Below are 12,859 nucleotides of genomic sequence, written 5' to 3' on the forward strand. Positions count from 1 at the left end.
TCCCCTTAAAGCATCAGCCGCGGTTTACCGCAGGTCTGGTGCTTTTTGTTTGCTTGGACCGGCCTCCACTCCAATTGATCCGCATAGTTGATCTGCCAACCGTTCATATTACTGATGAAAAGGTGGTGAACATTCCTTTGACTGGAATGGATAACAATAATGTATTGACATCGACACAAATTGTCATAGAAGACGCATTGCGGAAGCTGGGCTACGGGGAGGACATGGTCGAACTGCTTAAAGAGCCGATGCGGCTGCTGACCGTGCGAATACCGATTCGCATGGATGACGGGAAGACACGCGTATTCGTCGGTTTCCGGGCTCAGCATAACGATGCGGTCGGTCCTACCAAGGGCGGCGTGCGTTTTCATCCGGACGTTAACGAAACGGAAGTAAAGGCGCTGTCGATCTGGATGAGCTTGAAATGCGGCATTGCCGATCTGCCTTACGGCGGTGGAAAAGGCGGAATTATTTGCGATCCGCGCAAGATGTCATTCCGCGAGCTGGAACGTCTCAGCCGGGGTTATGTGCGGGCAATCAGTCAGATCGTCGGGCCGTCGAAGGATATTCCGGCTCCTGATGTCATGACCAATGCGCAAATTATGGCCTGGATGATGGATGAATACAGCCGTATTCGCGAATTTGATTCGCCAGGGTTTATCACGGGCAAACCGCTGGTGCTCGGCGGATCGCTCGGTCGCGAGAGCGCGACGGCTAAGGGTGTCGCAATCATGATTGACGAAGCGATGGCCAAGAAAGGGATATCCGTTGCCGGGTCGCGTGTCGTTATTCAAGGATTCGGAAATGCAGGTAGTTTCTTGGCTAAATTCATGCATGATGCAGGCGCGAAAGTGATTGCTATTTCCGATGTGAACGGCGCGTTGTATAATGAACAGGGATTGGACATCGAGGACTTGATGGATCGCCGCGATTCGTTCGGAACGGTGACGAATCTATTCAAGGACACGATTACCAACGAAGAGCTGCTGGCGCTTGAATGCGATGTGCTGGTGCCTGCTGCAATTGAGAACCAAATAACGGCAGACAATGCGGACCGGATTCGTGCTAAAATCATTGTTGAGGCTGCGAACGGCCCCACTACGCTGGAAGCGACTCGCATGGTCACGGACCGTGGTATCCTGCTGGTGCCGGACGTACTTGCAAGCGGAGGCGGCGTTATTGTTTCGTACTTTGAATGGGTGCAGAACAATCAAGGCTATTATTGGACGGAAGCTGAAGTGGACCATAAGCTTCGCGAAATGATGATCCGCGGCTTCAATAGTGTATATGAACTCCACAAGCTAAAGAAAGTAGATATGCGTCTTGCCGCCTACATGGTCGGCGTTCGCAAAATGGCGGAGGCTGTCCGGCTGAGAGGCTGGGTTTAATCCGATACCCTGTATCTCGGCTGACGGTTGATGCGGGAATCCTTGGAAGGTGACTCTGTGATGCTGCTCTTCTCTATATTAATGGCTGCGGTTGCTCCTGGCATTTCGCTGCTAACTTATTTTTATTTGAAAGATCGTTACGAGGCTGAGCCGATTCACATGGTTATCCGGGTTTTCTTGATGGGCGTGCTTATCGTGCTCCCCATCTTGGTCATTCAGCGAGGGCTTCTGCTTTGGCTGGGGGACGGGCCGATTTTATTCTCGTTCACGATTTCGGCAGGCGTGGAAGAGCTGATGAAGTGGTTTGTTCTCTACCATATCATTTACAACCATACGGAGTTTGACGAGCCCTACGACGGCATTGTTTACGCTGTTGCGATCTCGCTTGGTTTCGCCACAGTCGAGAACGTGCTGTATGCCATTTACCAGCCGATGTCCGTCGGGTCGCTGCTGATTCGGGCGCTGCTGCCCGTTTCCGGTCATGCCTTGTTCGGCGTCACGATGGGTTATTATTTGGGAAAAGCCAAGTTCGCTGCTCCAAGCAAACTAAAACGATTTCTTCTGCTTGCCGCAGCCGTTCCGCTGCTGGAGCATGGGATCTACGACTATATTATCGGCTCCGGCTCAACCTACTGGGTCTGGTTTATCGTTCCGCTCATGATTTTCCTATGGATCAAAGGCGTGCGTAAAATCAACCGAGCGAACGCGAGATCGCCATTCCGCTTAATGGGGCATGAAGAAGAGATTAAGCTTTAACATTTCCGTCCATAATAGTGAAAAACTGCTTGCGGTATTTGAGCAGCATCACCAAATTAGGAGGAAAGAATGCTTACGGCTCGAGTGAAAGTGGCGATTCGCTGCAACCATTGCGGAGAGAAATTCGTGCTTCGCGGACGCAGAGAGAAAGACAAGATCGATACAGGTTTTAAGCAATGTCTTTGTAACAATTTGAATGATTTCGATGTGGAGGAGCTGGCACTTTAACATGCGGCCTCCCTGAGTAAGGATAACTTAACCAAACATGCATAAAGCTCCTTTCTGCAAACCAAACTAACACCAGGTTTTGCATACGAAAGGAGCTTTTGCTATATGTACCGTCGATTAAGCGCTGTGCTTTTCCCGGTGTTTACCCTGCTTTGTATCGGTTCCCTATATTGGGGGTATCAGGAGCATCAAGAGAAGAACTCCATTCTGATCAAAGCGGAAAACCAGTATCAACGCGCTTTTCATGATTTGTCCTATCATGTGGACCAGCTTCACCGCGAGCTAGGCAATACGCTTGCTGTAAACAGCACCTCGCAGGGCTTTCACCGGAAAGGGCTGGTAAACGTGTGGCGGCTGACCAGTCAAGCGCAGAACGAAATCAACCAGCTTCCGCTAACGCTGCTGCCATTCAGTAAAACGGAGGAGTTTCTGTCTAAAATTTCGAATTTTTCATACAAAACTTCCGTCCGCGACCTGAGCAAGCAGCCGCTGAGCCCGAATGAATTCAAAATGTTAAAAACGCTCTATGCCGATTCGCATGATATTTCGAAGTCGCTTAATGGCGTCCAGGACAAAGTCATCGCGAACAATTTGCGCTGGATGGACGTTGAAATTGCACTTGCGTCGGAGAAGTCGCCGAATGACAACACCATTATCGATGGCTTCAAGACGGTTGACAAGAAAGTAAGCGAGTATCCGGAAATCAATTGGGGCCCTTCCGTCGCAAGCATGTACCAGAAACGGACGATCAAGATGCTTGCAGGCCAGAAGAGCACACCTGAAGAAATCAGAAAGGCAGCGGCGAAATTTCTGAAGCTGGACGCTGCCCAGGCCAAAGAAATTCGCGTCGTTGAGAACGGCCATGGCACCGAGTATGCATCTTACTCTGCCACCTATCTAGGAAACAAGAACGATAATCCGATTGAAATGGATTACACGCAGAAAGGCGCCCAGCTGATCTGGTTTCAGAATCCGAGAGACATCGGCAAGCCAGTCTTGAGTCTTAAGGAAGCCAAGAGGAAAGCTTCCGACTTTCTTGCGCGGCATGGATATCCGACGATGAAGGCAATCACCTATGACGAATCGGACACCACGGCAGTCTTTACCTTCGTCACGAACCAGAACGGCGTGTTGATCTATCCCGATAAGCTGACCGTTAAGATTGCGCGGGATAACGGGGATACCGTCTCGATTCGTGCCGCCGATTATGTCTTCGAGCATCGCAAGCGGAAACTGCCTAAGCCAAAGCTGATGAGTGCAGATGCGAAGGCAGCGCTGAACCCGGACTTCAAGGTAAGCCGGGAGCAGATGGCGGTTATCGATAATGATCTAGGCGAGGAAGTGCTGTGCTATGAGTTTATCGGCAAAATCAACGGTGCGGTCTACAAAATCTACGTGAATGCGGAGACCGGATTGGAAGAATCCATCGAGCAGTTGCCGGAATAAGAGGGAGGGCGTGCGAACATCGCACGTCCTTTTGTGCTTCTTTTCCTCTCTCCCCTAATTTCGACATGCTGTGCTATAATCGAGAGAGGGGAGGATAGCCGATGCTGCCAACGATAAATCAGTTTCTTTACTTGCAAGTTGCTTCATCCGACGAAAAAGAGGCTGCCTTGGAATATAAGTCCAGAATAGCGGACATCAGCGACGACGAGCTTCTTATCGAGGTGCCGATCCTTGAAGGGACTGGACGCTATAAACGATTGTTTCTTGGTGATGAGCTCTCAGCATGTTTTTTCACGGAAGAGGGAGTGAAGCACTTCTTCAATACGCATGTGCTGGGATTCAAAGAAGACGGCGTTAAGCTCATCCGAATTCGCAAGCCCGAGCTTGAATCGATTACCAAAATTCAACGCCGCCATTTCCTTCGCGTTGCAGCTGAACTGGAAATTGCCATCAAATTATCCTCGCATGTCTCCTTTATCGGTATAACCGACGACGTGGGCGGCGGCGGCATTTCCCTGCTGGCGGACGCCAAATGGCCGATTGTGCAGGGGACCGAACTCGATTGCTGGCTGCTTATTCCTTATCGGAACGGCACCGTCGATCATGCTCAGTTCAGAGCAGAGGTCGTCAGAGTGAAGCCGCTCGAGAACGGCAAGAACCAAATTATGGCGAAGTTCTCAAGTATCTTGGACACGGAGCGCCAGCGGATTATCCGTTATTGCTTTGAACGTCAGCTGGATTTCCGCAAACGATAATTTCGGTCTGGCAATGAATAAGGAATCCTGTAGTGGTAAAACTATCCTTATCCTTCCCGCTTTGGGACGGATAACGGTTCAGCGCGCTGCTTCGGAAGCAGGCTCTGACAAGGGGGCAGCCACATGTTCAACAGGTCGCAGAAACAATACATAATGTTAGCCGATTCCGTTACCAGCGTGATGAAATTCATTGTAATCGGATTGTTGATCGCGATTGCCTTGAGCCAGGTATTGCTTCAAATTCCGCAAGTCCGCCTGTGGGTGACGGGCGTAGATCGGCTGGAAGGAACCCCCTTCTAGCCTGTCTGCGTTCTTTGCACTTCCTTGGCGGCTGTGGTATAATTTTCACGATCGCAGGCAGAGCCTGCTTTTTTAATGACGATTAGAGCATGGTAGCAGCCGCTGCCCGAATTTCAAGGAGGTCAAACACCGCTTGGGCATGAATGGGGGAAGCATCAGCGGCCGAATTAATGTGGCAATCGATGGACCGGCTGGCGCCGGAAAGAGCACCGTTGCCCGTAAAGTCGCTGAACAACTGGGATATATATACATTGATACAGGCGCGATGTACAGGGCCGTAGCGTATGCAGCTATCGGCGCAGGCGTTTCTCCGGATGATTCGGACAGGCTGGGGCAGCTCGTGCATAACATCGACATTAAACTTGCACCGGGTGCGGAAGGGCAGACGGTCTGGTTGAATGGGGTCAATGTCACCGGCGCCATACGAACCCGTGAGGTCACGCTGATCGTATCTCAAATCGCCTCGCATGAAGCCGTAAGGCTGAAGCTTGTCGAGATGCAACGGCTGCTCGCAGAATCCAAAGGGATCGTGATGGACGGACGCGACATCGGCACGCATGTACTGCCTCATGCTGAAGTAAAGGTTTTTCTGAATGCCAGCGTTCAAGTCCGCGCGCTCAGACGGTTCCAAGAGCTGAAGGAGAGCGAGCTTGTTCCTCTCGCACAGTTGGAGCAGGAAATCGCCGATCGAGACCGAAGCGATGAACGAAGAGAAATCTCACCCTTGATTTGTGCGGCAGATGCGGTTGTCATCGACAGTACGGAACTGACAATCACCCAAGTCGTCGCACTTATTCTAGACTTATGCCGAACCAAAACGGTGGAGGCGAAGTAAACTATGGTATATAACGTTTGCCGAAGTCTGCTGCGCTTGATCTACGCTGTGTTATTCCGGTTTGAAGCAAGCGGGCTTGAGAATATTCCGGCTGCCGGACCCGTTGTTCTATGCTCCAATCATATCAGCCTGCTTGATCCGACGACCGTAGGCACAAAGGTCAATCGCAAGGTCCATTACATGGCCAAAGCAGAGCTGTTCAATGTGCCGCTGTTTGGAGCTTTCATTCGGAATCTCGGTGCATTTCCCGTCAAAAGGGGCGGCGTAAGCAAGGATGCCATCCGAAACGCTATTGGGCTGTTGAAGGAAGGCAAAGTGATGGGGATTTTTCCGGAAGGCACTCGAAATGCAGGCGACAGCGCGGGTAAGAAAGGTGCTGCGATGATTGCGCTTCGAAGCGGAGCAACTGTCATTCCGGTCGCGATCATCGGCGAGTACAAAATATTCCGCAAGATGCGCATCGTATATGGTAAGCCCATTGATATGTCGGTCTTCATTCAAGATTCTTCTTCCGATGTGCTTGAGAATGTAACGGATGCAATTATGGCGAATATCCGTAAAATGGTGAAGCAAGCGTAATTATTCACGTTATTCATGTTTTAGACGGTGGGCCAGTTTGACAAGGTTTCAAACTGCGGCTTCACGTTTAAATAAAGTTGGGGTATGAACTGAGGAGGTAATTTCAAATGTCAGAAGAAACAAAAGTTCAAGAGTCCGCAGCAGCGGAAGCAATCAGCCAAGATGCTATGGACAATTTCGTTTCCTTGAAAAAAGGGGACACGGTGAATGGCACGATCGTCAAAATCGAAGATAACCAAGTGTACGTTAGCCTTGGATATAAATATGACGGCGTTATTCCTCTTCGTGAGCTTTCTTCGCTTCAACTTGACAGCGCGCAAGACGCGGTGCAAGTAGGTCAAGAAGTTCAACTGAAGGTTGTCAGCATCAATGATGCAAAAGAAAGCCTTGTTCTCTCCAAGAAAGTAATTGACGGCGAGAAGGCTTGGGATGTTCTGCAAGCTCAATTCGAAGCCGGTGAGGTATTCGAAGTAACAGTTGCTGACGTCGTAAAAGGCGGCCTCGTGGCTGATGTAGGCGTTCGTGGATTCATTCCAGCATCCATGGTAGAACGTCATTTCGTAGAAGATTTCAGCGATTACAAGGGCCGTAAGATCCGCGTAAAAGTGAAAGAAATCGACCGCGAGAACAATAAAGTCATTCTGTCCGCCAAAGAAGTGCTGGACGCTGAATTCGAGCAAAACAAACAATCCGTGATCAGCGGACTTCAAATCGGCCAAGAAATCGAAGGTACAGTTCAACGCCTGACGCCGTTTGGCGCATTCGTTGATATCGGCGGTATCGATGGTCTGGTACACGTTTCCGAGCTGTCTTGGCAGCATGTAGCTCATCCGAAGGATGTTGTGGCTGAAGGTCAAGCCGTTCGCGTGAAAGTACTTAAAGTTGACCCGGCTGCAGGCAAAATCAGCCTCAGCATCAAAGCGGCTCAACCAGGTCCGTGGGAATCCACAGACGGTAAATTCAACGTTGGCGATATCGTTACGGGTACAGTTCGCCGTATCGTAAGCTTTGGCGTATTCGTTGAAATCGCTCCTGGCGTTGAAGGCCTTGTTCACATTTCCCAGCTTGCACATCGCCATGTAGCAACGCCGAATGAAGTTGTGAAAGAAGGTCAAGAAGTTCAAGCCAAAATCCTGGACTTCAACCCAGCTGAGAAACGCGTAAGCCTCAGCATTAAAGAAACAGAAGAAGCGCCTGAGCAACCTGCACGCCCTGAAAGAGAACGCAGTGAACGCGGAGAGCGCGCCCCACGTGCACCTAAAGTGGAACTGAACAACCCGAACGTTAGCCTGAGCAATGAAAGCATGAGCTTCACGCTTGCAGAGCGCTTTGGCGACAAGCTGAGCAAATTGAAATAATCGTTACTTTACTAAGCAACGATTAACCGATCGAAGCCGTTTATTCCGCATGATGTTGCGGAGTGAACGGCTTCTTTTGCGTGCAGCGAATTAGCGTATGATACATGCGTTGCAGGGGATAAAGGGAATAGGCAGGAGCGCATAATAAAGCCAATAAAGAGGTGAACTTAGTGAATGATGGCTTTGTGGCAATATGGCTCTTCCTGATGGCGGCCATTTTATTTTTTACCGGGTGGCGGGAACAAGTATGCGGCAGTACTTCAGCTCGAATGATCGGGTACTTTCTTGGCGGCATTATGCTGCTGCATGTCGTTAAGCTTGAATTTGGAAACGATTGGGTTGTAACTGGGAGTGCCGGTCTGGCCGTAGGCACGGCGCTTGTTCTACTGATGGCCACTCGTCAGATGGGAAGCATTCTCTTCGTGTTGTTTTCTTCTTTGCTCACTGGATTTATGTGGATGTGGATGCATTATATTTACAGCATGGATCCCGTGTTTATCGTCCTGCATCCCGTATGGGACGGTCCTATCTTAGCTGGCTTGTTCGCCGGCTTGCTCGCTGACCGGTTTCGATCCCAGTTTGTAATTGCGGTGCTAGGTGCTGTAATGTCCGTCAGCGACTATTATTTAGGTCAGCCGTCGCATGCCGAAACACTGCAAATCGGATCGCTTGCCTGGTGGGACGGACTCGTAATCGCTTTAACGGCAGCGAGATTGACGGGCAATGTGAAAGGATGGCTGAAGCGAAGAGCGATGGATTGGATGGATAACCGATCCGGTGAACAAGGAGGGAGCTCGTAAATAATGTGGGAACATTTGTGGACGCATTTGAAGTCTGGGCAGCCGCATCATGTTCTTTATGGCATTATGCTTGGCGTTGCCTTTGGTCTATGCGCTCGATTGATGATGCTAAGAACAGACTATCGGCAGTATCCAACTTATCCGCATGGCCGAATCATCCACGTGTCGCTCGGCGTGATCGCGGCATCGCTTGGCGCTGTTGCAATTCCGGCGTTGTATAAGAAAGATTTTACAGCGATTACGTTTCTAACACTGGCCGCCCAGCAATTCCGAGATGTCCGCAAGATGGAAAGAGATACATTGTCCAAAATCGACAGCATGGAGCTAGTATCGCGTGGTTCGACATATATTGAGGGCATCGCTATGGTGTTTGAAGGCCGCAACTACCTAGTTATTTTCTCCTCATTGCTAACGAGCCTTGCTTCTCTCTCGCTAGGACTTCCCTTTGGTGTCATTATGGGATTCCTGACCTTGTTTCTTGTTTACCGGCTGAAGTCGGGTAAATCGGTTTCCCATATTGCCAAAGCAGAGATTGTGAACGTGAAGATCGACGGTCCGGATTTGTTCGTCGGCGACATCTATATCATGAACGTGGGGCTGTCTGCCAACCAGCAAATCATTGCGGATCGCGGCCTCGGCATCATTCTCACACCTTTTAATGCGAATGGCAAAGCCACGCTCAGCAATTTGGGCCAGCGTCAGGCAATATTGTTTGATGTATCGACGATTCTTGGCGTATACAGGGATGACGGCGAGCCTGCGCTGGTCCCGGTCGCGAAGCTCGATATGAAGGACGGGCGATTGGCGGTTTTCCTGCTCCCGCAGGAGAAGGACGCGGAGAAGGCGAAAGCGATCGTGGAGAAAGTGCCGATATTAGAATCCGCGGTACGGATGCCAACGGAGGCAAGCGTGAATCAGAACAAGGAGGGACAGCAGCATGGCTAAAATCGTGGCGATCGTGGCGACTGAGCATGACCGGGTTGGCGGCGGTGCTCCGATATTCGTGGAATCCGACAAGGACAAACGAGAAACGACAGCATTCCTCCTTGAGAAAATCTTAGATGCAAGCGCACATGATTTAAAGAACGGCAGCTTCATCTTGGTGGATCGCCGCCAGTAATGAAATGTTAGCCAATCCCGTAGTTTTTTGCTATGATGGTAGGCGTGAGTGTGGAGTATGCCCTTTCATGACTCCGCTGCAATCTTACTGGGATTACATGAATCCCGCCAATTTAAACGGGTCTAGCCCGTTTCTTTATTGAGGAGTGAAACTATGTCTAAACCCATTATCGCCATCGTTGGGCGGCCTAACGTGGGTAAGTCTACAATATTCAACCGGGTGATCGGTGACCGGCTGGCCATTGTAGAAGACAAGCCTGGTGTTACCCGTGACCGATTGTACGGTTCGGGCGAATGGAATGGTCGTGCTTTCAGTATTGTGGATACTGGAGGTATCGAGATTGACGGAGAAGATGAGATCATGAAGTCCGTCCGTATGCAGGCGGAACTGGCGATTGAAGAAGCCGACGTCATCATTTTCATGGTCGATGCCAAAGCCGGGCTGACCCATGCGGATGACGAAGTGGCCCAAATGCTGCTTCGTTCGCGTAAGCCGATTGTCGTCGCAGTAAATAAAGTCGATAATTTGAACCGTAGAGACGATATCTACGAATTCTATAACCTTGGTTTCGGCGATCCTATCGCGATTTCCGGCTCGCACGGCATGGGAATCGGCGATCTTCTGGATGCAGCCGTAGAGAAGCTTCCCGAGATAGAAGAAGAACACTACGACGATGATGTCATTCGCGTTGCGCTTATCGGACGCCCGAACGTAGGCAAGTCCTCGCTCGTGAATGCATTACTCGGTGAAGAGCGCGTTATTGTGAGCGACGTTGCGGGCACTACCCGTGATGCGATCGATACACCGTTCGAACGAGACGGCCAGAAGTACGTCCTGATCGATACGGCAGGTATGCGCAAGCGCGGCAAGGTGTACGAAACGACGGAGAAATACAGCGTCATGCGCGCATTGAAAGCGATCGAACGCGCTGATGTCGTCCTCGTGCTGATTAATGGGGAAGAGGGCATCATCGAGCAGGACAAGCATATTGCCGGTTACGCGCATGAAGCGGGCAAAGCCGCGGTCTTCGTCGTCAACAAATGGGATGTCGTCGAGAAGGACGATAAGACAATGCAGCATTTCGAACAGAAGATTCGGGATCACTTCCTGTTCATGACGTACGCGCCGATTATTTTCTTGTCCGCATTGACCAAATCCCGTCTGCATAAGCTTCTGCCCGTCGTATGCCATGTTTCGGAGCAGCATGCGCTGCGTATTCCGACGCATTTGCTCAACGATGTCGTATCGGATGCCATCGCATTCAATCCACCGCCGTCGGACAAAGGCAAGCGTCTGCGTATCAACTACGCCACTCAGGTGGCCGTGAAGCCGCCGACGATCGTGCTGTTTGCTAATGATCCGGATATGATGCACTTCTCATATGAACGGTATTTGGAGAACAAGATCCGCGCAGCCTTCCACTTCGAGGGAACACCGGTTCGCATCTTCTCCCGGAAGAAATCGGACGAAGAATAGTGTTGCCCAAGCAAGATAGAACGGTTGGAGTTTCAGACGAAGCTGGTGTTCCTATTGGGGCACCAGCTTCCCTATAGTAACGGCCGATTAGGAGCCGCAATCATGCGGCGCACCAGGTCAAGTTGAAAGAGGCGAAATGATCGTGTTTACCGTGCTTGCAGTACTCATCAGTTATTTATTAGGGTCGGTTTCATTTAGTATTTTAATTGCCAAATGGGTCAAAGGCATTGACATCCGCAATTTCGGAAGCGGTAATGCAGGCGCTACGAATACGCTACGCGTATTAGGCAAAGGACCTGGCATCACGGTATTCCTGCTTGATATCGCCAAAGGCGTCGCGGCTGTATTCATCGGCCTCTATATGGCCGGGGGTGATTGGGGGCCGGTTCTTTGCGGCTTGGCTGCCATCGCTGGGCATAACTGGCCGATATGGTTTGGCTTCAAAGGCGGCAAAGGCATTGCTACGACGGTTGGTGTCATGGCAACGCTCGCTATCATTCCGACACTGATTGCCGGATTGGTTGCCATCCTCTCGATCATCATTACAAGGTTCGTATCACTTGGTTCGCTTATTTTTGCGCTGCTGGTGCCGATTTTCATCTGGAATTTCGGAGATAAGCCGCAATCCTATGTTTGGGCCGGTATGGTGATTTGTTTGCTGGCGTTCGTGCGTCACCGTACGAACATCGTTAAGCTGCTTCAAGGGAAAGAGAACAAACTTGGTGCCAGAAAAGGGTAAGGAGGCGCGGACATGACGAAACGCAAAGCGGCTGTGCTCGTTGCTGGCAGCTGGGGGACGGCACTTGCTGCAGTGCTTGCCGACAATAATTACGAGGTCGCCTTATGGTCGCGCAACGGGTCACAAGTAGATGAGATCAATACGCATCATACGAACAGTCGCTTCCTGAATGAAGCGGTGCTTCCGGATGCGATCAAGGCCGTAACCGATATGAAGCAGGCGCTTAGCGGGGCGGAACTGGTGCTCTTCGCCGCGCCGTCCGCCGCCATGCGGGAAGTGGCGAAGCAGGCAGCGCCTTACATAGAACCGAATACGTGGGTCGTACATGCCACGAAGGGCTTTGAATCCGTCACCTTCAAACGAATGACGACTGTGCTGGCCGAAGAGTTAGGCATCAGTATAAATCGGCTAGTCGTCTTGTCTGGTCCAAGCCACGCGGAGGAAGTCGTCCGCAAGCTGCCGACGACCGTCGTAGTAGCATCGTCCAGCATAGAAGCCGCCGAACAAGTGCAGGATGCGTTCATCACGAACTACTTTCGCGTCTACACGAATAAGGACGTGGTTGGCGTCGAGGTTGCCGGCGCGATTAAGAACATCATTGCGCTTGGCGCTGGGCTGACAGATGGGCTTGGATTCGGTGACAATGCCAAGGCAGCGCTGCTTACGCGCGGCTTGGCGGAAATCAGCCGGCTTGGCGCAGCGATGGGCGCTAATCCGCTGACGTTCGCCGGCTTGGCCGGCGTCGGCGATTTGGTCGTCACCTGTACGAGCAAGCACAGCCGGAATTGGCGCGCCGGCGCTATGCTGGCGGAAGGGCTGTCTCTTGATGAAGTACTGGCCCGAATGGGCATGGTCGTGGAGGGCGTTCGCACGACGAGCGCCGCTCGCGAACTTTCCCGTCAATTCGGCGTGGAAATGCCCATTACCGAGCAGCTCTTCGAGGTGCTTTTCCAAAATAAACAGCCAAGAAGCGCGGTGGAATCGCTGATGGGCAGAGGCCGCACGCACGAAACCGAAGAGATTGCGGGCATATAGCCTGCACCATCATTGGCCCTCTTTCATAAGATGCTAGCAGCACC

General features: G+C 51.2%; 15 protein-coding genes. All 15 read left to right on the top strand.

Annotation, left to right across the window (positions count from 1 at the left end):
• Positions 1–146: 146 nt before the first annotated feature.
• Positions 147–1,388, top strand: coding sequence for a Glu/Leu/Phe/Val family dehydrogenase (locus KXU80_RS01260; RefSeq protein ID WP_219838808.1), 1,242 nt, complete (start codon positions 147–149; stop codon positions 1,386–1,388).
• Positions 1,389–1,448: 60 nt separating this feature from the next.
• Positions 1,449–2,144 carry a glutamic-type intramembrane protease PrsW gene (gene prsW / locus KXU80_RS01265; RefSeq protein WP_219836508.1) on the top strand — a complete coding sequence of 232 codons (696 nt, stop codon included), beginning with the start codon at positions 1,449–1,451 and terminating at the stop codon, positions 2,142–2,144.
• Between the two features lie 69 nt (positions 2,145–2,213).
• Entirely contained in the window at positions 2,214–2,372 is a 159-nt protein-coding gene (locus tag KXU80_RS01270) for a hypothetical protein (protein WP_219836509.1), read from the top strand.
• A 105-nt stretch (positions 2,373–2,477) separates the two neighbouring features.
• Positions 2,478–3,818, top strand: coding sequence for a germination protein YpeB (ypeB, locus tag KXU80_RS01275; RefSeq protein WP_219836510.1), 1,341 nt, complete (start codon positions 2,478–2,480; stop codon positions 3,816–3,818).
• 101 nt (positions 3,819–3,919) lie between these two features.
• Positions 3,920–4,573, top strand: a complete 654-nt coding sequence (locus KXU80_RS01280; protein WP_219836511.1) for a flagellar brake protein — start codon at positions 3,920–3,922, stop codon at positions 4,571–4,573.
• A gap of 123 nt (positions 4,574–4,696) precedes the next feature.
• On the top strand, positions 4,697–4,873 hold the full coding sequence (locus KXU80_RS01285) for a hypothetical protein (protein ID WP_219836512.1): 177 nt from the start codon (positions 4,697–4,699) through the stop codon (positions 4,871–4,873).
• Between the two features lie 139 nt (positions 4,874–5,012).
• Complete coding sequence (cmk, locus tag KXU80_RS01290) at positions 5,013–5,708, top strand: (d)CMP kinase (protein WP_219838809.1); 696 nt, start codon at positions 5,013–5,015, stop codon at positions 5,706–5,708.
• A 3-nt stretch (positions 5,709–5,711) separates the two neighbouring features.
• Positions 5,712–6,287, top strand: coding sequence for a lysophospholipid acyltransferase family protein (locus tag KXU80_RS01295; protein WP_219836513.1), 576 nt, complete (start codon positions 5,712–5,714; stop codon positions 6,285–6,287).
• A gap of 107 nt (positions 6,288–6,394) precedes the next feature.
• Complete coding sequence (gene rpsA, locus KXU80_RS01300; RefSeq protein WP_219836514.1) at positions 6,395–7,645, top strand: 30S ribosomal protein S1; 1,251 nt, start codon at positions 6,395–6,397, stop codon at positions 7,643–7,645.
• A gap of 170 nt (positions 7,646–7,815) precedes the next feature.
• The gene (locus KXU80_RS01305; RefSeq protein WP_219836515.1) at positions 7,816–8,445 is read left to right on the top strand and encodes a YphA family membrane protein; all 630 of its coding nucleotides are present in this window, start codon (positions 7,816–7,818) and stop codon (positions 8,443–8,445) included.
• A gap of 3 nt (positions 8,446–8,448) precedes the next feature.
• Positions 8,449–9,390, top strand: coding sequence for a YIEGIA family protein (locus KXU80_RS01310; RefSeq protein ID WP_219836516.1), 942 nt, complete (start codon positions 8,449–8,451; stop codon positions 9,388–9,390).
• Complete coding sequence (locus KXU80_RS01315) at positions 9,383–9,565, top strand: capping complex subunit for YIEGIA (protein ID WP_219836517.1); 183 nt, start codon at positions 9,383–9,385, stop codon at positions 9,563–9,565. The genes KXU80_RS01310 and KXU80_RS01315 overlap by 8 nt, the downstream gene beginning before the upstream one ends.
• Positions 9,566–9,718: 153 nt before the next feature.
• Positions 9,719–11,041: a ribosome biogenesis GTPase Der gene (gene der / locus KXU80_RS01320; RefSeq protein ID WP_219836518.1), complete on the top strand. Its 1,323-nt coding sequence runs from the start codon at positions 9,719–9,721 to the stop codon at positions 11,039–11,041.
• A gap of 139 nt (positions 11,042–11,180) precedes the next feature.
• Positions 11,181–11,780 carry a glycerol-3-phosphate 1-O-acyltransferase PlsY gene (plsY, locus tag KXU80_RS01325; protein WP_219838810.1) on the top strand — a complete coding sequence of 200 codons (600 nt, stop codon included), beginning with the start codon at positions 11,181–11,183 and terminating at the stop codon, positions 11,778–11,780.
• A 12-nt stretch (positions 11,781–11,792) separates the two neighbouring features.
• The gene (locus KXU80_RS01330; protein WP_219836519.1) at positions 11,793–12,815 is read left to right on the top strand and encodes an NAD(P)H-dependent glycerol-3-phosphate dehydrogenase; all 1,023 of its coding nucleotides are present in this window, start codon (positions 11,793–11,795) and stop codon (positions 12,813–12,815) included.
• Positions 12,816–12,859: the final 44 nt, after the last annotated feature.

The organism is Paenibacillus sp. R14(2021) (genome assembly GCF_019431355.1).
Classification (GTDB): domain Bacteria; phylum Bacillota; class Bacilli; order Paenibacillales; family Paenibacillaceae; genus Paenibacillus_Z.

Coding starts and splice junctions, on each gene's coding strand:
- prsW (WP_219836508.1), top strand. CDS start 1,449: ATGCTGCTCTTCTCTATATTAATGGCTGCGGTTGCTCCTGGCATTTCG.
- rpsA (WP_219836514.1), top strand. CDS start 6,395: ATGTCAGAAGAAACAAAAGTTCAAGAGTCCGCAGCAGCGGAAGCAATC.
- ypeB (WP_219836510.1), top strand. CDS start 2,478: ATGTACCGTCGATTAAGCGCTGTGCTTTTCCCGGTGTTTACCCTGCTT.
- KXU80_RS01280 (WP_219836511.1), top strand. CDS start 3,920: ATGCTGCCAACGATAAATCAGTTTCTTTACTTGCAAGTTGCTTCATCC.
- KXU80_RS01330 (WP_219836519.1), top strand. CDS start 11,793: ATGACGAAACGCAAAGCGGCTGTGCTCGTTGCTGGCAGCTGGGGGACG.
- KXU80_RS01315 (WP_219836517.1), top strand. CDS start 9,383: ATGGCTAAAATCGTGGCGATCGTGGCGACTGAGCATGACCGGGTTGGC.
- KXU80_RS01285 (WP_219836512.1), top strand. CDS start 4,697: ATGTTCAACAGGTCGCAGAAACAATACATAATGTTAGCCGATTCCGTT.
- KXU80_RS01310 (WP_219836516.1), top strand. CDS start 8,449: ATGTGGGAACATTTGTGGACGCATTTGAAGTCTGGGCAGCCGCATCAT.
- KXU80_RS01270 (WP_219836509.1), top strand. CDS start 2,214: ATGCTTACGGCTCGAGTGAAAGTGGCGATTCGCTGCAACCATTGCGGA.
- KXU80_RS01295 (WP_219836513.1), top strand. CDS start 5,712: ATGGTATATAACGTTTGCCGAAGTCTGCTGCGCTTGATCTACGCTGTG.
- cmk (WP_219838809.1), top strand. CDS start 5,013: ATGAATGGGGGAAGCATCAGCGGCCGAATTAATGTGGCAATCGATGGA.
- KXU80_RS01260 (WP_219838808.1), top strand. CDS start 147: ATGGATAACAATAATGTATTGACATCGACACAAATTGTCATAGAAGAC.
- der (WP_219836518.1), top strand. CDS start 9,719: ATGTCTAAACCCATTATCGCCATCGTTGGGCGGCCTAACGTGGGTAAG.